The sequence below is a fragment of the Streptomyces sp. NPDC014907 genome, assembly GCF_055562975.1.
Map to the genome: position 1 here is coordinate 525206 of NZ_JBVHEG010000001.1, position 20382 is coordinate 545587.

At 75.4% G+C, this 20382-nt stretch carries 16 protein-coding genes; 7 read left to right on the forward strand and 9 right to left on the reverse strand.

What is annotated here, in order from left to right; all coding sequences use genetic code 11:
- Positions 1-45 precede the first annotated feature (45 nt).
- Positions 46-501, reverse strand: coding sequence for an MGMT family protein (locus ACZ3IL_RS02280; RefSeq protein ID WP_467385677.1), 456 nt, complete (start codon positions 499-501; stop codon positions 46-48).
- A gap of 183 nt (positions 502-684) precedes the next feature.
- On the opposite strand from ACZ3IL_RS02280, the gene ACZ3IL_RS02285 reads away from it, so the two are divergent.
- A complete protein-coding gene (locus tag ACZ3IL_RS02285; RefSeq protein WP_467385679.1) occupies positions 685-3351 on the forward strand; it encodes a lysylphosphatidylglycerol synthase domain-containing protein in 2667 nt (888 codons plus the stop codon).
- Between the two features lie 97 nt (positions 3352-3448).
- Positions 3449-5026, forward strand: a complete 1578-nt coding sequence (locus ACZ3IL_RS02290; protein WP_467385681.1) for an alpha/beta hydrolase — start codon at positions 3449-3451, stop codon at positions 5024-5026.
- 50 nt (positions 5027-5076) lie between these two features.
- On the opposite strand, the gene moeZ is transcribed toward ACZ3IL_RS02290, so the two are convergent.
- The 7 genes from moeZ to ACZ3IL_RS02325 form a co-directional block, all read right to left on the reverse strand.
- Positions 5077-6255 (reverse strand): adenylyltransferase/sulfurtransferase MoeZ, encoded by a 1179-nt coding sequence (gene moeZ / locus ACZ3IL_RS02295; RefSeq protein WP_467385683.1) that lies wholly within the window; start codon positions 6253-6255, stop codon positions 5077-5079.
- Positions 6256-6318: 63 nt separating this feature from the next.
- A complete protein-coding gene (locus ACZ3IL_RS02300; protein ID WP_467385685.1) occupies positions 6319-7062 on the reverse strand; it encodes a spherulation-specific family 4 protein in 744 nt (247 codons plus the stop codon).
- Positions 7050-8021, reverse strand: a complete 972-nt coding sequence (locus ACZ3IL_RS02305; protein WP_467385687.1) for an NAD-dependent epimerase/dehydratase family protein — start codon at positions 8019-8021, stop codon at positions 7050-7052. Before ACZ3IL_RS02305 ends, ACZ3IL_RS02300 begins: the two co-directional genes overlap by 13 nt.
- A 125-nt stretch (positions 8022-8146) precedes the next feature.
- Positions 8147-9145 carry a hypothetical protein gene (locus tag ACZ3IL_RS02310; protein ID WP_467386781.1) on the reverse strand — a complete coding sequence of 333 codons (999 nt, stop codon included), beginning with the start codon at positions 9143-9145 and terminating at the stop codon, positions 8147-8149.
- A 604-nt stretch (positions 9146-9749) separates the two neighbouring features.
- Entirely contained in the window at positions 9750-11444 is a 1695-nt protein-coding gene (locus ACZ3IL_RS02315) for a glycosyltransferase (RefSeq protein ID WP_467386783.1), read from the reverse strand.
- Positions 11445-11766: 322 nt separating this feature from the next.
- Positions 11767-13146 carry a DUF3152 domain-containing protein gene (locus tag ACZ3IL_RS02320; protein WP_467385689.1) on the reverse strand — a complete coding sequence of 460 codons (1380 nt, stop codon included), beginning with the start codon at positions 13144-13146 and terminating at the stop codon, positions 11767-11769.
- Positions 13147-13154: 8 nt separating this feature from the next.
- Entirely contained in the window at positions 13155-14120 is a 966-nt protein-coding gene (locus ACZ3IL_RS02325; RefSeq protein ID WP_467385691.1) for an alpha/beta fold hydrolase, read from the reverse strand.
- A 148-nt stretch (positions 14121-14268) separates the two neighbouring features.
- On the opposite strand from ACZ3IL_RS02325, the gene ACZ3IL_RS02330 reads away from it, so the two are divergent.
- The 4 genes from ACZ3IL_RS02330 to ACZ3IL_RS02345 all read left to right on the forward strand — a co-directional run bounded on the left by ACZ3IL_RS02330 (position 14269) and on the right by ACZ3IL_RS02345 (position 16118).
- Positions 14269-14487: a hypothetical protein gene (locus ACZ3IL_RS02330; protein WP_467385693.1), complete on the forward strand. Its 219-nt coding sequence runs from the start codon at positions 14269-14271 to the stop codon at positions 14485-14487.
- 164 nt (positions 14488-14651) lie between these two features.
- Entirely contained in the window at positions 14652-15311 is a 660-nt protein-coding gene (locus ACZ3IL_RS02335) for a TetR/AcrR family transcriptional regulator (RefSeq protein WP_467385695.1), read from the forward strand.
- Between the two features lie 140 nt (positions 15312-15451).
- Positions 15452-15679 (forward strand): DUF3107 domain-containing protein, encoded by a 228-nt coding sequence (locus ACZ3IL_RS02340; RefSeq protein WP_467385697.1) that lies wholly within the window; start codon positions 15452-15454, stop codon positions 15677-15679.
- Positions 15680-15848: 169 nt separating this feature from the next.
- Entirely contained in the window at positions 15849-16118 is a 270-nt protein-coding gene (locus ACZ3IL_RS02345) for a hypothetical protein (RefSeq protein ID WP_467385699.1), read from the forward strand.
- Between the two features lie 33 nt (positions 16119-16151).
- Here the strand turns inward: ACZ3IL_RS02345 and ACZ3IL_RS02350 are convergent, their stop codons facing one another.
- The gene (locus ACZ3IL_RS02350) at positions 16152-16874 is read right to left on the reverse strand and encodes a ferritin-like fold-containing protein (RefSeq protein WP_467385701.1); all 723 of its coding nucleotides are present in this window, start codon (positions 16872-16874) and stop codon (positions 16152-16154) included.
- Positions 16875-17361: 487 nt separating this feature from the next.
- On the opposite strand from ACZ3IL_RS02350, the gene ACZ3IL_RS02355 reads away from it, so the two are divergent.
- On the forward strand, positions 17362-20283 hold the full coding sequence (locus ACZ3IL_RS02355) for a DEAD/DEAH box helicase (RefSeq protein ID WP_467386785.1): 2922 nt from the start codon (positions 17362-17364) through the stop codon (positions 20281-20283).
- The last annotated feature ends 99 nt before the right edge of the window (positions 20284-20382 follow it).

The following is a 20382-nucleotide window of genomic DNA, read 5'->3' on the forward strand; positions in this document are numbered from 1 at the left end:
CGGCCGGGCCGCCCCGCCCCGGCCGCGCCTCCTGGGCCGATGACCTCACGTGTGAGTTCCGGCACCCCCGCCGGTGTCCCCCTCCGCGACCGGGGCGCCGTCCCACCGCGCCCGCCGCATGTCGATCCTGGGCACGTGTCCCCCGGCCGCCGGGCCCGCGGGGCGCAGCGGGGTGCCCTCCTCGCGGTAGTGCGCGAGGGCCCGCAGCTCGTGACCGGGCAGCAGGGCGCCGTCCGCGCGGACCACGCGCCACCACGGCGCGGCCCCGCCGTACAGGGCCATCGCCCGGCCCACCTGGCGCGGTCCGCCCTCGCCGAGCCATTCGGCGACGTCGCCGTAGGTCATCACGCGGCCCGGCGGGATCGCGTCGGCGACGTCGAGCACCCGCTCCGCGTACGCCGGGTACCCGGGCGGCTCCGCGCCGGACCCGGGCGTCCCTTCCCCGTCCTCGGTCACTTCTCCGGCCTCCCCCACGGGCTCCTCCAGACTCGTCCGTCCCATCCTCCCCCACTCCACCGACATGGCCCTGCTGCCTCCGCGCGGCTGCTCTTCGTGCCACCATCGTGCGGGCGGTGACTGGTGATACGAGACCAAGAACGACAAGAGCGACAAGAACGACAAGAGCGACGCGCACGGGAACAAGAGCGGGAACGAGACGGCGCGCATGCGGAGACGGACAGGGTGATGGGGCAGGACACGCAGCCTCCGGGAGGAGGCGAGGCCGACGTGCCCGAGCGGGTCTCCGGTGACGAGCCGCTGCTCGCCGCCCGCGTCCACCGGCCCTCCGACCTGATGCGGCTGCTCGCCGGCCTGCTCGCGATCGGGCTCGTCCTGGCCGTCGCCGCGTTCGCCCACGCGACGACCTCCGGCCTGGAGAAGGACATCAACGCGGGGGCCGTCGGCGCCCCGGACGTGTTCGTCAGGATCGCCGGTCTCGTCTCCTCCATCGCCGTCCTCCTCGTCCCGGTCGCCTTCGCCGTCGAACGGCTGATCAAACGGGACGGGCTGCGCATCGCGGACGGCGTCCTCGCCGCCGTCCTCGCTCACGGCGTGACCCTCCTCACCGACCTGTGGGTCGCCCAGGCCTCGGACGGCACGGTCCGGGGCACGATCCGGGACGCCCTGACCCAGCCGCAGTCCGGCGGCGGGCTGACCGACCCGGTGCACAACTACCTCGCCCCGGTCATCGCGTACATGACCGCCGTGGGCATGGCCCGCCGTCCCCGCTGGCGGATCGCGCTCTGGGCGGTGCTGCTGCTCGACGCGTTCACGATGCTGGTGGCCGGGTACACCACGGCGCTCTCGATCGCCCTGACCGTGCTCATCGGCTGGTCGGTGGCGTACGGCACGCTGTACGCGGTCGGCTCCCCGAACGTCCGGCCCACCGGGCAGACCCTCCTCGCCGGACTGCGCCGGGTCGGCTTCCGGCCGGTGACGGCGCTGCGCTCGGAGGGCGTGCCCGACTCGGCGGACAGCGGGGACCGGGGCCGCCGGTACGTCGTGACCCTGGAGGACGGACCGCCGCTCGACGTCACCGTGGTCGACCGGGAACAGCAGGCGCACGGCTTCTTCTACCGCGCGTGGCGGCGGATCAGCCTGCGGACGATCACCACCCGCCGTTCCATCGTCTCGCTGCGCCAGGCCCTGGAGCAGGAGGCCCTCCTCGCGTACGCGGCGATCGCCGCCGGCGCGAACGCGCCGAAGCTGATCGCCACCTCGGAACTCGGCCCGGACGCCGTGATGCTGGTGTACGAGCACACCGGCGGCCGCAGCCTGGACTCGCTGGACGACCACGAGATCACCGGCGAGCTGGCCCGCAGCGCCTGGCGGCAGGTGAAGGCCCTCCAGTCGCGCCGGATCGCGCACCGCCGGCTCACCGGGGACGCGATCCTGGTGGATCGTTCCGGCAAGGTCATCCTGACCGAGCTGCGGGGCGGCGAGATCGCGGCCGGCGACCTGGTCCTGCGGATGGACGTCGCGCAGCTGCTCACCACCCTGGGGCTGCGGATCGGGGCCGAGCGGGCGGTCGCGGCGGCCGTCGAGGTCCTCGGCCCGGACACCGTCGCGGACTGCCTGCCGCTGCTCCAGCCGATCGCGCTGAGCCGTTCCACGCGCGCGACGCTGCGGAAGCTGGCGCGGGAACGCTCGGCGCGGGAACGGGAGGCCGTCCTCGCGGCCTCCGAGGCGGCCAAGCGCGAGCGGGAGGCCGCCAAGGCCGAGGCCGCCGCGGACAAGGGCTCCTCGGACAAGGGCGCCGTGCGGGCGGAGACCAAGGCCGAGAAGAAGGCGGACAAGAAGGCCGAGAAGCGGGCCCTGGACACGGCGCTCGACGAGGCCCGCGAGGAGGACCTGCTCGTCCAGATCCGGCAGCAGGTGCTGCTGATCCGCCCGCAGGCCCCGGTGGAGCCGGTGCGCCTGGAGCGGATCAAGCCGCGGACCCTGGTCAGCCTGATCGCGGGCGCGGTCGCCGCGTACTTCCTGCTCTCGCAGATCGCCCGCACCCCGCTGTCGACGATCAGCCAGGCGGACTGGCGGTGGGTGGCGGCCGCGGTGCTGTTCTCGGCGCTGAGCTACGTCGCGGCGGCGATGAGCCTGCTGGGGTTCGTGCCCGAGCGGGTCGGTTTCTGGCGGACGGTGGTGGCGCAGGTCGCCGGCTCGTTCGTGAAGATCGTCGCCCCGGCGGCGGTCGGCGGCGTCGCCCTGAACACCCGTTTCCTCCAGCGCGCGGGGGTGCGGCCCGGGCTCGCGGTGGCGAGCGTCGGCGCCTCGCAGCTCTTCGGCCTCGGGGCGCACGTCCTGCTCCTGCTGTCCTTCGGCTATCTGACGGGGACGGAGAAGTCGCAGTCCTTCACCCCGTCGAGGACGGTCATCGCGGGGCTGCTCACGGTCGCGGTGCTCGTCCTGGTGGTCACGGCGATCCCGTTCCTGCGCAAGTTCGTGTCGACCCGGCTGCGCTCGCTCTTCGCGGGCGTGGTGCCGCGCATGCTGGACGTGCTCCAGCGGCCCATGAAGCTGCTGACCGGCATCGGCGGGATGCTGCTGCTCACCGGCGCGTTCGTGCTCTGCCTGGACGCCTCGATCCGGGCCTTCGGCCACGACAACCAGTCGCTCAGCTACGCGAGCGTGGCCGTCGTCTTCCTCGCGGGCAACGCGCTCGGCTCGGCGGCGCCGACGCCCGGCGGCGTCGGCGCGGTCGAGGGCGCGCTGACCTTCGGCCTGGTGACGGTGGGGGGCCTTCCGCTGGAGGTCGCGACCCCGGCGGTGCTCCTCTACCGTCTCCTCACCCTGTGGCTGCCGGTCCTGCCGGGCTGGCTCTGCTTCAACTGGCTGACGAGGCGCGAGGCGCTGTGAGCGGGGCCGGGGGCCGTCCGGTCCCCGGCGCGCCCGGGGCCACCCGCATGGACCCCCGTCCCGCGCGGGTGCGGGGGCGGAGGACCACCATGGGTCCATGCCGATCTCCGCAGCCCAGCGCGTCGCTCTGCTCACCGCCACCACCGTGCTGCTCGCCGCCGGGTGCTCGGGCGGCGGGAACGACGCCGGGGACCCGCCGGAGCCGTCCGGTTCGGGCGGACTGCCGGCGCTGACGGCGCAGAAGCTGTCCTGGGCTCCCTGCCCGCCGCCGTCCGCGGCCGAGGGCGGCGGGCCCGCGCCGTCCCCGCCGCCCGGCGGCGGCGCCTGGGAGTGCTCCTTCCTGCGGGCCCCGCTCGACTGGTCGAAACCGGAGGGCGAGACCATCGAGCTGGCCCTCATCCGGGCCCGGGCCCGGGACGGTGCCCGGCGGATCGGCTCGCTCGTCTTCAACTTCGGCGGGCCCGGCGGCTCCGGCGTCACCGGCCTGCCCGGCTTCGCCGAGGACTACGAGACCCTGCGGAGCCGCTACGACCTGGTCTCCTTCGACCCGCGCGGAGTGGGCCGCAGCGCCCCCGTCGAGTGCGCCGGCGACAAGGAGCTGGACGCCTACTACGCGCTGGACTTCACGCCCGACGACGCGGCCGAGGAGCGGACGCTGTCCGACGCGCAGAAGAAGTACGCGGCCGGCTGCGAGAAGGACGCGGGCACGGTCCTGCCGCACGTCGGCACGGAGAACGCCGCCCGGGACATGGACCTGATGCGCCGGGTCCTCGGCGACGAGAAGCTGCACTACTTCGGCATCTCGTACGGCACGGAACTCGGCGGGGTCTACGCCCACCTGTTCCCGGAGAACGTCGGCCGGGCCGTCTTCGACGCCGTCGTGGACCCGGAGGCGGGCGTCGAGGAGGGGGCCCTCGGCCAGGCGAAGGGCTTCCAGCTGGCCCTGGACAACTTCGCCCGGGACTGCGTGGACCGCGGCGACGAGTGCGCCCTGCCCGGCACGAGCGTCGCCGAGATCGAGACCTTCGTCACGGACCTGCTGGCGTCCCTCGACAAGAAGCCGATCACCGGCATCGGGGACCGCAGGCTCACCCAGACGCAGGCCACCAACGGCATCGCGCAGGCCCTGTACTCGAAGGAGTTCTGGACCTATCTGGAGCAGGGCCTCGAAGCGGCCGAGGGCGGCGACGGCGCGCTGCTCCTCTCCCTCTCCGACGCGATGAACGGGCGGAACCAGGACGGCTCGTACAGCAACATCCAGGCCGCCAACGCCGCCGTCAACTGCGTGGACTACGAGCAGCGCTACACCCTCGGGCAGGCGAAGGAACGGCTCGGCCGGTTCCGCGAGGCCTCCCCCGTCTTCGGCGACTTCATGGGCTGGTCGCTCGCGAGCTGCTCGCAGTGGCCGGTGGCCGGGGCCTGGGAGCACCCGGACGTCTCCGCGCCCGGTTCGGCGCCGGTCCTGGTGGTCGGCAACACCGGCGACCCGGCCACGCCGTACGAGGGCGCGCGGGCCATGGTGAAGGCGCTCGGCGGCGGCGTCGGCGTGGAGCTGACGTACGAGGGCGAGGGCCACGGCGCCTACAACGGCGGCAGCGCGTGCGTGAAGAAGGCCGTGGACGCGTACCTCCTGGACGGCCGGGTGCCGAAGTCCGGGACCGTCTGCAAGAAGTGACGCCGAAGGGCCCGGCCCCCGGTGGGGGGCCGGGCCCTTCGCGCCGCGTCCTAGTAGACCGGCTTCCCGGGCTCGATCTGGTGGACCCAGCCGATCACGCCGCCGCCGACGTGCACCGCGTCCGCGAAGCCCGCGGACTTGAGCACGGCGAGGACTTCCGCACTGCGGACACCCGTCTTGCAGTGCAGGACGATCCGCTTGTTCTGCGGGAGGTCCTGGAGGGCGGTGCCCATCAGGAACTCGTTCTTGGGGATCAGGCGCGCGCCGGGGATCGAGACGATCTCGTACTCGTTCGGCTCGCGGACGTCGATGATGTCGATGTCCTCGCCGTCGTCGATCCACTCCTTGAGCTGCTTGGGAGTGATCGTCGCGCCGGCCGCCGCCTCCTGCGCCTCCTCGGACACGACGCCGCAGAAGGCCTCGTAGTCGATGAGCTCGGTGACGGTCGGGTTCTCGCCGCAGACCGCGCAGTTCGGGTCCTTGCGGACCTTGACCTGGCGGTACTGCATCTCCAGGGCGTCGTAGATCATCAGGCGGCCGACCAGCGGGTCGCCCACGCCGGCGAGGAGCTTGATGGCCTCGGTGACCTGGATGGAGCCGATGGACGCGCAGAGCACGCCGAGGACGCCGCCCTCGGCGCAGGACGGGACCATGCCCGGCGGCGGGGGCTCCGGGTAGAGGCAGCGGTAGCAGGGACCGTGCTCGGACCAGAAGACCGACGCCTGGCCGTCGAACCGGTAGATCGAGCCCCACACGTACGGCTTGTCGAGCAGCACGCAGGCGTCGTTCACCAGGTAGCGGGTGGCGAAGTTGTCGGTGCCGTCCACGATCAGGTCGTACTGGCCGAAGATCTCCAGCACGTTGTCGGCTTCCAGGCGCTCCTGGTGCAGGACCACGTTCACGTACGGGTTGATGCCCAGGACGCTGTCGCGCGCCGACTCGGCCTTGGAACGGCCGATGTCGGACTGGCTGTGGATGATCTGGCGCTGGAGGTTCGACTCGTCGACCTCGTCGAACTCCACGATGCCGAGCGTGCCCACGCCGGCGGCGGCCAGGTACATCAGTGCCGGCGAACCGAGGCCGCCGGCGCCGACGCACAGCACCTTGGCGTTCTTCAGCCGCTTCTGCCCGTCCATCCCGACGTCCGGGATGATCAGGTGGCGGGAGTACCTGCGGACCTCGTCTACGGTGAGCTCGGCGGCCGGCTCGACCAGGGGTGGCAGCGACACGGGGACTCCGGTTGTCGGTATGTCAGTACGGTTGTTCTCCCCGTAACACTGCCACGCCCCTTCTCATTCCGAGACACCCGTTCCGATCCGCGAGACGATTTCGTCCCAGTAGCCGGGCAGCGAGTGAAACGGGGCGGTTTGTCCCGGACTCCCCGTCCGGTCCGTGAAGAAGATCGTTCCGGCGCCCTGCCAGCGGGCGATCCGCAGGGCCTCGTCCAGGTGGGTGCGCGGGACGCCGTGCACGAGGTGGACGAACTTCGTCTCCGTGTACGCGGCGGTCCACTCGGCCACCTGTGACCAGCGGTAGTCCGCCCAGGCGCCGGAGAACGTCACCAGCTGGTCGGCGGTCTCGGCGTACCCGGGATGGGGGTGGGTGCCGTGGCCGAGGACGAGGTGGGACCCGCCGCCGGGGCCCGCCCCCAGGGCGGTGGCGACCCGCCGGACCCCGGCCAGGTCGGCCCGGTCGGCGGGACAGCGGTCCAGGTAGTAGCCGTCCACCCGGTACCAGTCGAGGAAGCGCCGGGCGTCCGACACCAGCTCCCCGAAGGGCCGGGCGCCGTACGCGGCGTCGAGGTGCCCGAGGACCCTGACCCCGGCGTCGCGGAGCCTCCCGGCCGCTTCCAGGCAGTGCGGGTCGGGGCGGCTGCCCGGCCCCTCCGCCACGTTGAGCACCGCCCAGTGCAGCGGGGTGCCGGGGCGGGTCAGCTCGCCCCACTCGACGGGGGCGAGCAGCGGATGGGCGTAGCCGGGCACGCCCACGCCGAGCGCCCGGACCGACCCGGCGGCGGTGGCCGTCAGATGCGACACGCCGCCTCCATCCAGATGTCCGCGAGCGACTCCTCCAGGTTGATCCGGGGCCGCCAGCCGAGCCGGTCGCGGGCGGTGCGCACGTCGGCCTGCTGCCAGGGACCGCAGCCGTCGGGGTACGGGTAGGGGGCGGAGGCCAGCTGGTCGGCGATGGTCCCCTCGGTGCGGGGGGCGCCGATCACGGGGCGCTGCGGGACGCCGTGCGGGGCGTCCAGCTCGTTCAGGTTGCCCGCGTAGCCGGCGACCCGGGCCAGGACGGCGGCGGCGTCGCGGAGCCGGACCGCGCGGCCGGTGCCGATGTTGACGACGCCCTGGGCGGCGGAGAGCGAGGCGGCGTGGACGGCCCGCGCCACGTCCCGCACGTCCACGAAGTCCCGCTGCACGCCGAGGCCGCTGAGCTTCAGCTCGCCGTCCCCCGCCTGCATCGCCCGGCGCATCGCCTCGGCGAGGCGGCCGAGCGGGGAGCCCGCGGGGGTGCCGGGGCCGACCGGCGAGAAGACCCGCAGGACGACGGCGTCGAGCGCCGAGCCGAGGACGAGTTCGGTCGCGGCCAGCTTGGACACGCCGTACGGGCCGCCGGGGCGGGGCACGGCGTCCTCGGCGGTGGAGGAGCCGGGCTGGCTGGGACCGTACTCCGAGGCGCAGCCGACCTGGACGAGCCGGGCGCCGCAGCCGCTGCGGCGCAGGGCCTCGCAGACGGTGGCGACGGCGACGGTGTTGTGCCGGGTCAGTTCGCGGGCGCCGCCGCGGGTGGCGCCCGCGCAGTTGACGACGACGCCGGGGTGGACGGCGTCCAGGAACCGGGTGAGCGCGCCGGGGCTGCCGGACGCGAGGTCGAAGCGCACGTCGGCGTCGTCGCCCCGGCCGAGGGCCGTGAGGTGGACCGCCGGGTCGGCGAGCAGCCGGTCGGCGACGAAGCGGCCGATGAAGCCGTTGGCTCCGAGCAGTAGCACCCTCATCGCGCGGCCCCTTCGTGCCGACCGGCCGGTGCTGTGGATCGAGGGGTCATGGTCTTCGTTCTCCTTGCGGGGTGAGGGAAGGGACGGCGCGCCCGCGGCGTCGGCTCCGCGGACGCGTGGGGGGTTCACGGGGCGGTGTGGGCGGAGGCCCGGGTGAGGACGCCGGTCGCGTGGGCCAGGAGGCCGAGCGCGGCGGCGCCGCAGACGAGGGTGGGCACGGCTCCGGGGCCCCAGGCGGCGACGACGGCGCGCACCGGGACGGCGAGCGCGTCGAAGCCGGGGAGGGGGAGGCGGGAGGAGAGGACGCTCGCGGGGGCGAGGACCTCGGCGGCGCAGGCGGCGGCGAGGGCGGCGGTGGCCGTCTCGGGGAAGCCGTGCGCGGTCAGGAGCCGGGCGAGCAGCAGGAGGGCGCCGAGGGCGAGGGCGCCGGGGCTGAACCCGGTGGGGCCCAGCAGGGCGGCGAGGGCGAGGAGGTGGAGGGCCACGGTGCCGAGGAGCAGCCTCCGGGCGGAGGCGGCGAAGTCGGCGAGGCCCCGGCTGCCGGCGATCAGGCGGCGGGCCCGGTGGGTGAAGAGGTGGGCGCACCAGGCGGCCGGGGCCACGGCGAGGGCGAGGCCGAGGAGGGGGCCGGTGGTGAGTTCCCAGGGACCGTCGGGGCCGCCGCTGAGCACCTCGGTGAGGAACCCGTCGCCGCCGGCCGCGTACGCCAGGAGCAGGAGGGTCCAGAGGCCGGCGGCGGGCACGGTCCGGCCGCCGGGCGCGCGGAGGGGGCCGCGCCGGACGGCGAGGAGGAGCGCCCCGGCGAGCCCGAGGGCGCCCGCGGCTCCGGCGGCGAGGCGTACGGGTCCGTGGGTGAGGGCGAGCCCGAGTCCGGTGAGCGCGGCGACGGCGCCGGGCGCGAGCGCGGCGAACGCCCAGGGGGCGACGGCCTCCCGCCGGGGCGCGGGGGGCGGGGTCTCCTCCCGGCCGCGCGGTACGCGGGCGTACAGCTCCTCGGCGAGCGCGAACACGTCCCGGTGCCGGTAGCGCGCGGCGGTCCGGTCGGTGAACCCCCGCGCTTCGAGCCCGGCGGCGACCTCCAGCGCGTCGACGGCCCGTTCGCACAGCTCCCGGTGCCGGTGCATGAGCACGCGGACGGGGTCGGCGGTGCCCCGGCGGGGGCGGGGGGCGGCGGGGGCCGCCGGGGCCGGTGCCCCGGGGGCGCCGGGGGGCGTGGGCGCGGCCGGGAGGGGGGCCGTGGAAGCGGTCGGGGGCGTGGGGGCGGCCGGGGACGGGGGCGCGTCCGAACGCGGGACCGCCGGGAGCGCCGGGGCGGCCGGGGAGGCCGGGGCTTTCGCGGCGGAGCCGTGCGGGGCCCGGGAGAGGCCCGGGTCCGTTCCTCCCGGCCCACCGGGGGCCCCGGACCTTGCGGCGGTCCCGAACCGTCCGGGGACCCCGGGCCGCCCGGCGGTCCCGGACCCGCTCCGGTCGTCCTCCGGCGCCTCCGCGCCGCCCTCCGCCGGTGCGGCGCCGGCCGCGTGTTCCGGTGTGCCGTCGTCCCCGCCGCCGGGGCGCGGCGGCGTCCGGTTCGTGTCGGGCCGCGGGGACGCCGCCGTGACCGCCCCCGGGGCCGGGGCTATGCCGGGCGGCGGGGCGTCGACGGCGGGCGTGCCGAGGAGGATCTCGGAGCGGGCGCTCCGGGTTCCGGGTCCGGTGGGGGCGGCGGGGCCGCGCATGGGGGTGCCTCCTTCAGGCATCGGGGGCTCCTGTCCCCGCCGTCGCGTTCTTGTGGGCCCAGCTGCCCGGCACGTGGGCCTCGGCGGGGTGGGCGAAGAGGGCTCCGTCCCCGGGCCGGCGGCGCACCGGGGCGTGGGAGAGGAGTTCGAGGTAGAGGGAGCGGAACGCGGCGAGGTTCTGTTCGACGGTGAAGAGTTCGAGGGCGCGGGCGCGGGCGGCGGCGCCGAGCCGGTGGCGGCGCCCGGGGTCGCGCAGCAGCGCGAGGCACGCGTCGGCGAGCGCCCGGGGGTTGCGCGGCGGCACGACGAGGCCGGTGCCGCCGACGATCTCCACGACCGCGCCGACGTCGGTCGAGACGGTGGCCCGCGCGCAGAACATGGCCTCCACCAGGCCGGCCGGGAAGCCCTCGACCACGCTGGAGAGGGCGACGACCGCGCCGGAGGCGTAGGTGTCCTCCAGGGTGGGCGCCTCCGGGCCCCCCAGCTCCTCGAAGGCGACGGGGCTCTCGCCGACGGCGTACGCCCCGGTGGCCTCGTCGGGGAAGAGCTGCGCGGCGAGCCCCCGGCAGTGGGCGAGGTACGCGTCGGCGCCCGGGTCCCGCACGGGCACGGTGACGACGCGCAGCCGGGCGTCGGGCTGCCGGAAGCGGAGTTCCGCGAAGGCGTGCAGCAGGGCGACGAGGTCCTTGGCGGGGTCGGGCCGGCCGACCCAGAGGAGGGTGGCGGGGTCGCCGCTCTCCTCGTCCTCCCCCACCGCGTCGAAGCGGTCGGAGACCATGCCGGGGTGGACGGTGCGGATGCGGTCCCGGTCGGCGCCGCACCTCTCCTGCCAGCGGCGGGTGTGGGCGTTGTCGGGGGTGAGGAGGGCGGCCTGCCGGTAGACCTCGCCGGCCAGCCGGCCGTGGAGGGAGGCGAGCAGGGCGCGCAGGGGCGCGGAGCGGTCGGTGCCGGTGTCCGCGAGGTAGTGGGAGCGGAGCCGGGAGCCGTACTCGGTGACGAGCAGCGGGGTTCCGAAGAAGCGTTTGGCCAGCAGCCCGGGAAGGGCCGTGACGCCTCCGGCCGCGGCGTGGCAGAGGTCGGCCGCGCCGAGGGCGTCCTCCTCGTACCAGTCGTACGAGAGGGGGCGCAGGGCGCGCTCCAGGTGTCCGGCGAAGGCCAGGTGGTCGGGGAGCCCGGCGGCGGCCGTGCTCCGGCGCGCGCCGGGCGCGCGGCAGACGGCTTCGAGGGTGCGCACGGCGTCGTCGGAACGGAGCGCGCCGGGCATTCCCCCTCGTTCGCGGGCGAGTTCGGCGAGCGCGTAGAGCCCTTCGGCGAAGGCGGTCGCGGCAGCCTCGGCGGCGGGGGTCCCCGTGTCGTCCGCGTCCTCGGCGCAGACGCCCGTGACGAGCAGTTCGTACGCCTCGGTGAAACGGCGGCGGTCGCGGCGGCCGTAGGCGCGGCGGGCGGCGCGGAACTCCCCGAACACGGCGCGTTCGAGGCGGTTCCCGGCGGGACCCGCGTCGCTCCCCGCCGGGTCGGCCGCGCGGACGAGGCGGGCGTGGGGGGGCAGCGGCGGAACGGCGCCCGAGGGACCCGGGGAAGAGGGGAGGCCGGTCGCGTAGAGGTCGAACCGGTGCTGTGCGAGCCCGCGCACGAGCCGTTCGCACCAGCCCTCCGCGTCACCGGTGGCGTACGGGCGGCCACTCTCCGTCAACAGTCCGATCCGCACGAGCACACCCCCGATCTCCCTTGACGGCGGCCACCGGCGGTCCGGCGGCTCGCAGCGGGAAGAACGTAAGCGGAGAAGCCGGTGGCGCGACGGACGGTTGTCCGTCGCACCACCGGAAGGGGTGAATGCTCGTAACTTTCCCGCCCCGGTCGCGTTCCGCCGCGCTAAGCGGCGCGGCGGCGAGCGGGCGCGGGGCGGGCGGGCCCCGGCGCCGGCTCGCGCGTGCCGCCGTGGGCGTCCGGCCGGGCGGGGGGACGGAAGCCGGGCCGCCAGGGCGGCGCGGGCGCTCCGGGCCTCGACCGGCCGTGGGGCGTCCCGGGGCTCACTTCCCGGGGTACACCCAGGGGTTGGGGCGGCACGAAACGCCGTCGATGTCCAGGGACTTGGTCTGCTGCTGCATCACGGGGGCGAGGGCGCCCGGGGTGCGGCAGAGTTCGTGCCCGTGGCCGAGCCGGTGTCCCACCTCGTGGTTGATGAGCATCTGGCGGTAGGCGTACATGGCCTTGGGGCCGAAGGTGGCGGCGCCCTGGGCCCAGCGGAACGCGTTGATCATCACGCGCTCGGTGGAGGCGGAGTCGCAGGACACGTTGTCGACCGTCGTGTCGAGCCCGGACTTCCGGCACCAGTCGCCCGTGGTGCCGGGACTGGCGAGCGTGATGACGAATCCCGCTTCGCCGCTGGAGATCCGCTCGAACGTCATTGCGCCGTCGCCGGCCCAGCTCCGCCGGTCGTTGAGGGTCTTCTGCACGGCCTCGGCGAAGAGCCGGGGGTCGAGTCCGATCCCCTTCTCCACGTCGACCCGGTACCGGATCAGCTTCCCCTTGCCGGGCGCCTTCTGGAAGCCGGGCACGGCCTCGAAGACTCCGCTCCCCTTCAGCTTCGGGTCGATCGGGAACTGCCGGGTCATCAGCTGCTCGTACGTCGGCTCCGGGGTCCGCCCGGGCGTCGGGGACGCCGGGACGGCGCGGTCGTCGGAGCGGGAGGCGGAGGCGTCGTCCACGGCGCGGTCGGCGGGTCCCCCGGCGGCGCGGGCGACGGACGGGCCCGTCCCGTGGTCGGTGACCTGCCCGGCGACGACGACGGCGAGGACGGTGGCGACGGCGGCGGCCGCGACGCCCGTGAGGGTGCGGCCGATCCCGCTCCGGCCGGCCGGGGTCCCGTCCCCGGGGGCGGGGCCGGTTTCCGGGCCGTCCCCGGAGCGGGGCCCGGGGACGAACGGCTCCTGCCCGCCGGGTCGTTCGGGCGCGGGGGCCCGGGCGGCGCCGCGCCGGCCCGTGTACGGCGCGGGACGCGGAGCGCCCCCCTCGTCGTGCTGCGGATGCCCGCCCCGCACGGCCGTCTCCCGGCCGGGGTCGCCGGACGCGGAGCCACGGCCGTAGGCGGGGGTGCCGTGCGCGGGGGTGGCGTGCCGGGGGGCCCCGGAAGCGGAGGAGGAGCCGGAGCCGCCGCGAACCGGCGTGCCGTGCGCGGGAGTTCCGTACACCGGTGTCCCGTGCGCGGGGGTTCCGTGCGCCGGCGTCCCGTGGGCCGGTGTGCCCGCCCGGTCCTGGCCGTCGTCGCCGGTCGCGGGTCTGCGGCGGCGTCCCGTCCCGGGAGCCTGCCCGGCGCCCGGTTCCGGGCCCGTCCTCCGTTGTGCGGCCGTCTCGCGCTGCCCGGTGTCGGCCACCGGGGGCACGGAGCCCTTGCGACTGTGTCGTCCCACGCCCCGGATCAGCTCCCGCCGTGATCGGCGATCAGTTCCCGGACGGCCTGGGCGACCGTCTCGGGGTACTCCATCATCGCCACGTGCCCCGCGTCGGGCAGGGTGAGCAGGCGCGAACCCCTGAAGGCGGCGGCGGCCTTCAGGGCCATGCGGTACGAGACGAGCCGGTCGCGCCGTCCGTAGACGAGCAGCGTCGGCGCGAGGACCCGTTCGGCCTGCCGCCACAGCCCGTGCTGCCCGCCGAGGGTGTAGGCGTCGACGATGCCGCGCGAGGAGCGGGCCATCGCGTCCCAGAAGTACGGCAGCTCCAGGCGCCGCTCCATCTCCTCGACCGCGTGCAGGAAGCCCTCGTCGGTCACCCGGCCGGGGTCGCCGTAGCAGAGTGCCATGACGCCGCGTACCCGCTGTTCGGCGGTCCAGTCGCGGGTGAGCTTCGCGAAGAAGGAGGAGACGCCGGGCAGCGCGAGGAGCGCGGTGGGCCAGGCGGTGCGCTGGGCGCGCAGCTCGGGCAGGGCCGGGGAGACCAGGGTCAGGGTGCGGACCAGGTCGGGGCGGACGGCGGCGACGCGGGTGGCGACGGCGCCGCCCAGCGAGTTGCCGATCAGGTGGACCGGTCCGCGCCCCCCGGAGTCGAGGAGGCGGATGACGGCGCGGGCGTGCCCGGTGACCGAGTAGTCGCCGTCGCCGGGCGGCGGGGAGACGCCGAAACCGGGCAGGTCGACGGCCTCGCCGTCCACGACGTCCGCGAGCAGCGGCATCAGGGCGGACCAGTTCTGCGAGGAGCCGCCGAGGCCGTGGACGTACAGGGCGGGCGGCAGGCCGGGCCGGTCGCCGGGCCGGGAGCGCACGGTGAGGCCGAGCCCGGGCAGCGCGACGGAGCGCAGCTCCTCGCCGTCGGCGACCCGTACGGCGCGGGCCCGGGCCCCGGGCGGTGCGGCGGCGGTCCGGGTTTCGGGCAGCTCGGTCGAGGACATGGCCGCAATATTACGAGACGATCACGCGGCCTCGCGTGTGGGTGCGGTCACACGTGCGCGACGAGTGCGTGTGCGCCGGGGCGGGTGTGCTCCTACGCTCGGAGGGAAGGCGTCGGAGAGGACCGCCCTTCGCACCGGAAGGAACCGCATGACTGTCGATCCGACCGAGCCGGACACGTTCGCCGAGGAAGAAGAGGTCGTCGTGCTGCACGAGGAGACGCCGGAGGCGGACGCCGCCGAACAGCACACGGAGCTGCGCCCCGAGGACGACGAGCCGCTGACCCACGTCGAGCGCGAGTCGGCGAACGAGGCCGACGCCGTCGAGCAGGCGCGGGTGGTCGCCCTTGACGAGGACGACTACCGCTGACGCCGGGCCGCTCACCGGTTTCCCGTTCCGTTTCCCGGACCGCGTGTCGACCGTGGCGTCCGGTCCGTGAAATTCTGCGTCCGCACCGCGCACAGCCGGGTTACCCAAAAGTACGATGGCGGCGCGTCGCTACAGCGCGCATCGATCGAAATGTGGGAGGCCGCGTGAGCGCCATCGAGCAGACAGAGGCAGCACGCCCTCGGGGCACGCGCCTGCCGCGACGTGCCCGGCGGAACCAGCTCCTCGGCGCGGCCCAGGAGGTGTTCGTCGCCCAGGGGTACCACTCCGCCGCGATGGACGACATCGCCGAGCGCGCGGGAGTCAGCAAGCCGGTGCTCTACCAGCACTTCCCGGGGAAGCTGGAGCTCTACCTGGCCCTGCTCGACCAGCACTGCGAGTCCCTCCTCCTCGCCGTGCGCACGGCCCTGGCGTCGACCACGGACAACAAGCTCCGGGTCGCGGCGACGATGGACGCGTACTTCGCCTACGTCGAGGACGAGGGCGGCGCGTTCCGGCTGGTCTTCGAGTCCGACCTGACGAACGAGCCGGCCGTGCGCGAGCGCGTGGACCGGGTCAGCCTGCAGTGCGCCGAGGCGATCTCCCAGGTGATCGCCGAGGACACCGGCCTGTCCAAGGACGAGTCGATGCTGCTGGCCGTGGGGCTCGGGGGCGTCTCCCAGGTCGTCGCCCGCTACTGGCTGTCGAGCGAGTCCCCCATCCCGCGCGACAAGGCGGTGGAACTGCTGACCTCGCTGGCCTGGCGCGGCATCGCGGGTTTCCCGCTGCATCCGGTGGACGGCCAGCTCAGCGCCGAGGGCCACTGATCCCGCCGGTTCCCCGCCCCCCGGCCTGTTCGCTCCTGGCGTGCGGCCGTTGAGCCGTACGCGTCCCCTCGCCGGGCTAATGTGTGCAGCGTACGGCGCGGGTAGATCGCGCAACGCTGACCGTTCGGAGGGACATAGCCGTGGAGGTCAAGATCGGCGTGCAGCACGCGCCCCGGGAGATCGTTCTGGAGAGCGGGCAGTCCGCCGAGGAGGTCGAGCGCGCGGTTGCCGACGCGCTGGCCGGCAAGGCGCAGCTGCTCAGCCTCGCGGACGAGAAGGGCCGCAAGGTCCTCGTTCCGGCCGACAGGATCGCGTACGTGGAGCTCGGTGAGCCCACCGTCCGCCGTGTGGGTTTCGGCGCGCTCTGAGACCCCGGACACGAAGGAGGGGCCCGGCGGACCGTCTCGGTCCGCCGGGCCCCTCCTTCGTCCGTACGCGCACGCCGGGGCGTGCGGAAGGATTGTCCGCGGGGCGCCACGGGTAGGAAGGACCTCGACCGCACCGTCCGCCCCGCACCCCTCGCGAGGTGATCCCCCCGTGTATCTGGAAGCCCTCGGTTCCGCCCTGCTCGGTCTCGTTCTTGCCTGGGCCGCCGTGCGCCGGCTGCCCGGCCGTCTTCCCGGCCGGGGGCTCGTCCTCGTCACCGGAGGCCTGGGCGGGGTGTTCGGCGCGTTCGTCACGCACGGGGCGCTCGGTCCCGGCCACCCCTTCGCCACCCTGGTGGGTGCCGTCGCGGTCGCGGCGGTCGTCCTCTCGCTCCTGATCCGCCCCGCCTCGCGCGGACTGCGCCGATCAGCCGTGGTCTGACCGGCGCCGCCCGTCCCCCTGTGGGGCGCGCGATCAGGCGGCGAGGCCCAGCGCGGCCATCCGCTTGGTGTGCGCCTCGGTGATCCGGGAGAACATGCGGCCCACCTCGGCGAGGTCGAAGCCGTCCGCGACGCCGCCGACCAGCATGGTCGAGAGCGCGTCCCGCTCGGCGACCACGCGCTGGGCCTGGGAGAGCGCCTCGCCCATCAGGCGGCGCGCCCAGAGCGCGAGCCGGCCGCCGACGCGCGGGTCGGCGTCGATCGCGGCGCGGACCTTCTCCACGGCGAAGTTCCCGTGGCCGGTGTCGTCGAGCACGGAGAGGACCAGGCCACGGGTGTCGGAGTCGAGCCGGGCGGCGACCTCGCGGTAGAAGTCGCTGGCGATCGAGTCGCCCACGTACGCCTTGACGAGACCCTCCAGCCAGTCCGACGGCGCGGTCTGGCGGTGGAAGTCGTCGAGCGCCTTCGCGAAGGGCTCCATGGCCTCCGTCGGCTCCGCGTCGACGGCCGCGAGACGGTTCCGCAACTGCTCGAAGTGGTGGAACTCGGCCGAGGCCATCTTCGCCAGCTCCGCCTTGTCCGCGAGGGTGGGCGCCAGCTTGGCGTCCTCGGCGAGCCGTTCGAAGGCCGCCAGCTCTCCGTAGGCCAGGGCGCCGAGGAGGTCGATCACGGCGGCGCGGTACTGCGGCTCGGCGGATGCCGTCGCCCAGTCCTTGGCGGCGATCCCGGTGGGTGTGGCGTTGTCAGGCGTCTCCATGCAGCGCACAATAGCCCGCTCGCACACCCGTGGAAGGTCCCGGCCAGTCGGTGTGACCGCGCCCTCATCCGGATTTCCCCCAACACACATGCGCGATTCCGGGGTACAGTGGTAAGGCGCCTGCCGAGTATGCGGACATGCTTTCGCACGTTCGGACGTACCCGGTGGGCCGACGCATGAATGAGGATGCCCGGTCGGTGGCCCGATCGGCTCCGGCCCGACAGCCCTTCCGGCGGACCCCGCGGAAGGGTCACCCTCAGCGGTACGACGCTCGAGCGACGGCAGTGGTCCCGTGCCACCCGGCGGCGGTCTTTCCGACCGAGCCGGCAGTGTCCCGGCACGGTACGACCCCCTTCGTTCGCCTCGCGCCGCGTCTCACAGAAGAGGCAGCACCCTGACTACGACTTTCCGAGAGCTCGGAATCCTTCCCGAGACGGCCGAGGCCCTTGAGGCCGTCGGCATCGTGAACCCCTTCCCCATCCAGGAGATGACCCTCCCGGTCGCCCTCACCGGCACCGACGTCATCGGCCAGGCCAAGACCGGCACCGGTAAGACCCTCGGCTTCGGCCTGCCGATCCTGGAGCGCGTGACGGTCCCCCTGGACGTCGAGGCCGGCCGGGCGAAGCCCGAGCAGCTCACCGACGCCCCGCAGGCGCTCGTCGTCGTCCCCACCCGCGAGCTGTGCCAGCAGGTCACCAACGACCTGCTGACCGCCGGCAAGGTGCGCAACGTCCGCGTGCTCGCCATCTACGGCGGCCGGGCGTACGAGCCGCAGGTCGAGGCGCTGCAGAAGGGCGTCGACGTCGTCGTCGGCACCCCGGGCCGCCTGCTCGACCTGGCCGGCCAGCGCAAGCTCGACCTCTCCCACGTCAGGGTCCTCGTCCTGGACGAGGCCGACGAGATGCTCGACCTGGGCTTCCTGCCCGACGTCGAGAAGATCATGAAGATGCTTCCGGCGAAGCGCCAGACCATGCTGTTCTCGGCCACCATGCCGGGCGCGGTCATCGGCCTGGCCCGCCGCTACATGGCGCAGCCGACGCACATCCGCGCCACCTCGCCCGACGGCGAGGGCGTGACCGTCGCCAACATCAAGCAGCACGTCTACCGCGCGCACAACATGGACAAGCCGGAGCTGGTCTCCCGCATCCTCCAGGCCAACGGCCGCGGGCTCGCGATGATCTTCTGCCGCACGAAGCGCACGGCGGCCGACATCGCCGAGCAGCTGGAACGCCGCGGCTTCGCCTCCGGCGCCGTCCACGGCGACCTCGGCCAGGGCGCCCGCGAGCAGGCGCTGCGCGCCTTCCGCAACGGCAAGGTCGACGTGCTCGTCTGCACCGACGTCGCCGCGCGCGGCATCGACGTCGAGGGCGTCACCCACGTCATCAACTACCAGACGCCGGAGGACGAGAAGACGTTCCTCCACCGCGTGGGCCGCACCGGCCGCGCGGGCGCGAAGGGTACGGCGGTGACGCTGGTCGACTGGGACGACATCCCGCGCTGGCAGCTCATCAACAAGGCGCTCGGCCTGGACTTCCACGACCCGGTCGAGACGTACTCCAGCTCCCCGCACCTGTTCGAGGAGCTGGACATCCCGGCCGGCACCAAGGGCGTCCTGCCCCGCGCCGAGCGGACCCGCGCGGGTCTGGGCGCGGAGGAGCTGGAGGACCTGGGCGAGCCCGGCGGACGCCGTGGCCGCGGCCCGAAGGCGGCGGAGCGGACCGAGGAGCGCCCGGAGCGCACCCGGACCCCGCGCCAGCGCCGGCGCACCCGGGGCGGCGGCGAGTCCGCCGACGCCCCGGCGGCGCAGGACGCCCCGGCGGCGGAGACCCCGGCTCGGACGGCCCCGGCCCAGGCGGCCCCGGTTCAGACGGCCCCGGCCGTCGAGGCGCCCTCCGACGAGGCCCGCGCCGAGGCCGGTCCGCGCACCCCGCGCCGCCGCCGCCGCACCCGCGTCGGCGCCCAGGGCTCAGCGCCGGTCGCGCGGTCCGTTCCCTCCTCCGCCGACCGGACTCCCCCGGCGGACCGGACGGCGGAGGCGACGCGGACCGCTCCGGTCGCCGTCGCCGAGGCCCCGGCGGCCGTCGAGGAGCGCGGGACCGAACGGCCCGTGAAGGCCGAGCAGCCCGTGAGGGCCGAGCAGCCGGCGAAGGCCGGGGAGCGGAGGAGCGAGGAGCCGCAGGCCCCCCGCCGCCGCGCCCGCGCCGCCCGCCCGGAGTCCACCCCCGCCGCTCCGGCCGCCCCGGCCGTACGGACCCCCGCGGCCCCCGCCGTCCAGGGGCCGTCCCTCGCGGCGCGCCGCCGTCGTGCCCGTGTGGCACGCCAGGTCGAGGACACCGTCTCCTTCCAGACGCCCGAGACCGCCGCGGCGGCCCTCCGGGCGAACCCCGTGGCCGAGGCCCCGTCCGTCGCGGCGGAGCCGAAGGCCGGGGAGCCGGTGAGGAGCGAGGAGCCGAGGAGGACCGCGCGCCGCGCCTCCGGGAAGGCCGTCGCCGAGCCGGTCGCGGAGGCCGTCGAGGCCGCCGCTCCGGCGACCGGGTCCGCCGGGGCCCCGGCCTCCGCCGAGGTTCCGGCCCCGCGCCGCCGTCGCGCGGCCCGCAGGCCCGCCGGTTCGCCGGTGACCGCCGAAGCGCCGGCCGACGGGACCGTCGCCGAGCCGGTCGCCGCCCCCGTCGTGGAGGAGGCCCCCGCGCCCGCCCCGCGCCGTCGGCGTACGGCCACGAGGGCCGCCGGTTCCCCGGCGTCCGCCGAGGCCGCGGCCGTCATCGTCGTGCCCGCCGTCGCCGCTCCGGCCCCGGCCGAGGAGGCCCCCGAGGCCGCCCCGCGCCGTCGCCGCGCCGTCCGGAAGACCGCCGGTTCGCCGGTGGCCGCCGAGACGCCGGTGACCGGGGACGCGGCCGTCACCGAGCCGGTCGCGGCCGAACCGGTGGCCGCCGAGCCCGTCGAGGAGGCCCCGAAGGCCCCGCGCCGCCGCACGGCGAAGAAGGCCGTGGCCGAACCGGCCGCCGGGACCGCCGAGGCCGTGGAGGAGGCGCCGAAGACCACGCGCCGCCGGGCCGCGAAGAAGACGGTCGCGGCCGAGCCGGCCGCCGAGACCGTCGCGACCGCCGAGGAGGCCCCGAAGGCTCCCCGTCGCCGCACGGCGAAGAAGGCCGTGGCCGAAGTGGCCGAACCCGCCGCCGGGAACGCCGAGACCGCCGAAGAGGCTCCGAAGGCCCCGCGCCGCCGGGCCGCGAAGAAGACGGTCGCGGCCGAGGCGCCGGACGCCTCCGAGCCGAAGACGCCGGCCCGTCGCCGTACGGCGAAGAAGGCGGCCGCCGAGCCGGTCGCCGCCGAGGCCGTCGAAGAGGCGCCGAAGGCGGCCCCGCGCCGCCGCACCACCAAGAAGACGGCGGCCCCGGCCGAGAGCTGAGTCCGTCCCGTCCCGCCGCAGCGGCCCGTCCCCTTCCCGGGGGCCGGGCCGCTGCGGCGTTCGCGGGCCCCCTCCGCCGGACGGCGCGGGGCGGCGCGG

Excerpts from the sequence above, each read along its gene's own strand:
- ACZ3IL_RS02285 (WP_467385679.1), top strand. The coding sequence starts at position 685 with ATGGGGCAGGACACGCAGCCTCCGGGAGGAGGCGAGGCCGACGTGCCC.
- ACZ3IL_RS02325 (WP_467385691.1), bottom strand. The coding sequence starts at position 14,120 with ATGTCCTCGACCGAGCTGCCCGAAACCCGGACCGCCGCCGCACCGCCC.
- ACZ3IL_RS02280 (WP_467385677.1), bottom strand. The coding sequence starts at position 501 with ATGGGACGGACGAGTCTGGAGGAGCCCGTGGGGGAGGCCGGAGAAGTG.
- ACZ3IL_RS02330 (WP_467385693.1), top strand. The coding sequence starts at position 14,269 with ATGACTGTCGATCCGACCGAGCCGGACACGTTCGCCGAGGAAGAAGAG.
- ACZ3IL_RS02350 (WP_467385701.1), bottom strand. The coding sequence starts at position 16,874 with ATGGAGACGCCTGACAACGCCACACCCACCGGGATCGCCGCCAAGGAC.
- ACZ3IL_RS02290 (WP_467385681.1), top strand. The coding sequence starts at position 3,449 with ATGCCGATCTCCGCAGCCCAGCGCGTCGCTCTGCTCACCGCCACCACC.
- ACZ3IL_RS02355 (WP_467386785.1), top strand. The coding sequence starts at position 17,362 with ATGACCCTCCCGGTCGCCCTCACCGGCACCGACGTCATCGGCCAGGCC.
- ACZ3IL_RS02305 (WP_467385687.1), bottom strand. The coding sequence starts at position 8,021 with ATGAGGGTGCTACTGCTCGGAGCCAACGGCTTCATCGGCCGCTTCGTC.
- ACZ3IL_RS02310 (WP_467386781.1), bottom strand. The coding sequence starts at position 9,145 with ATGCACCGGCACCGGGAGCTGTGCGAACGGGCCGTCGACGCGCTGGAG.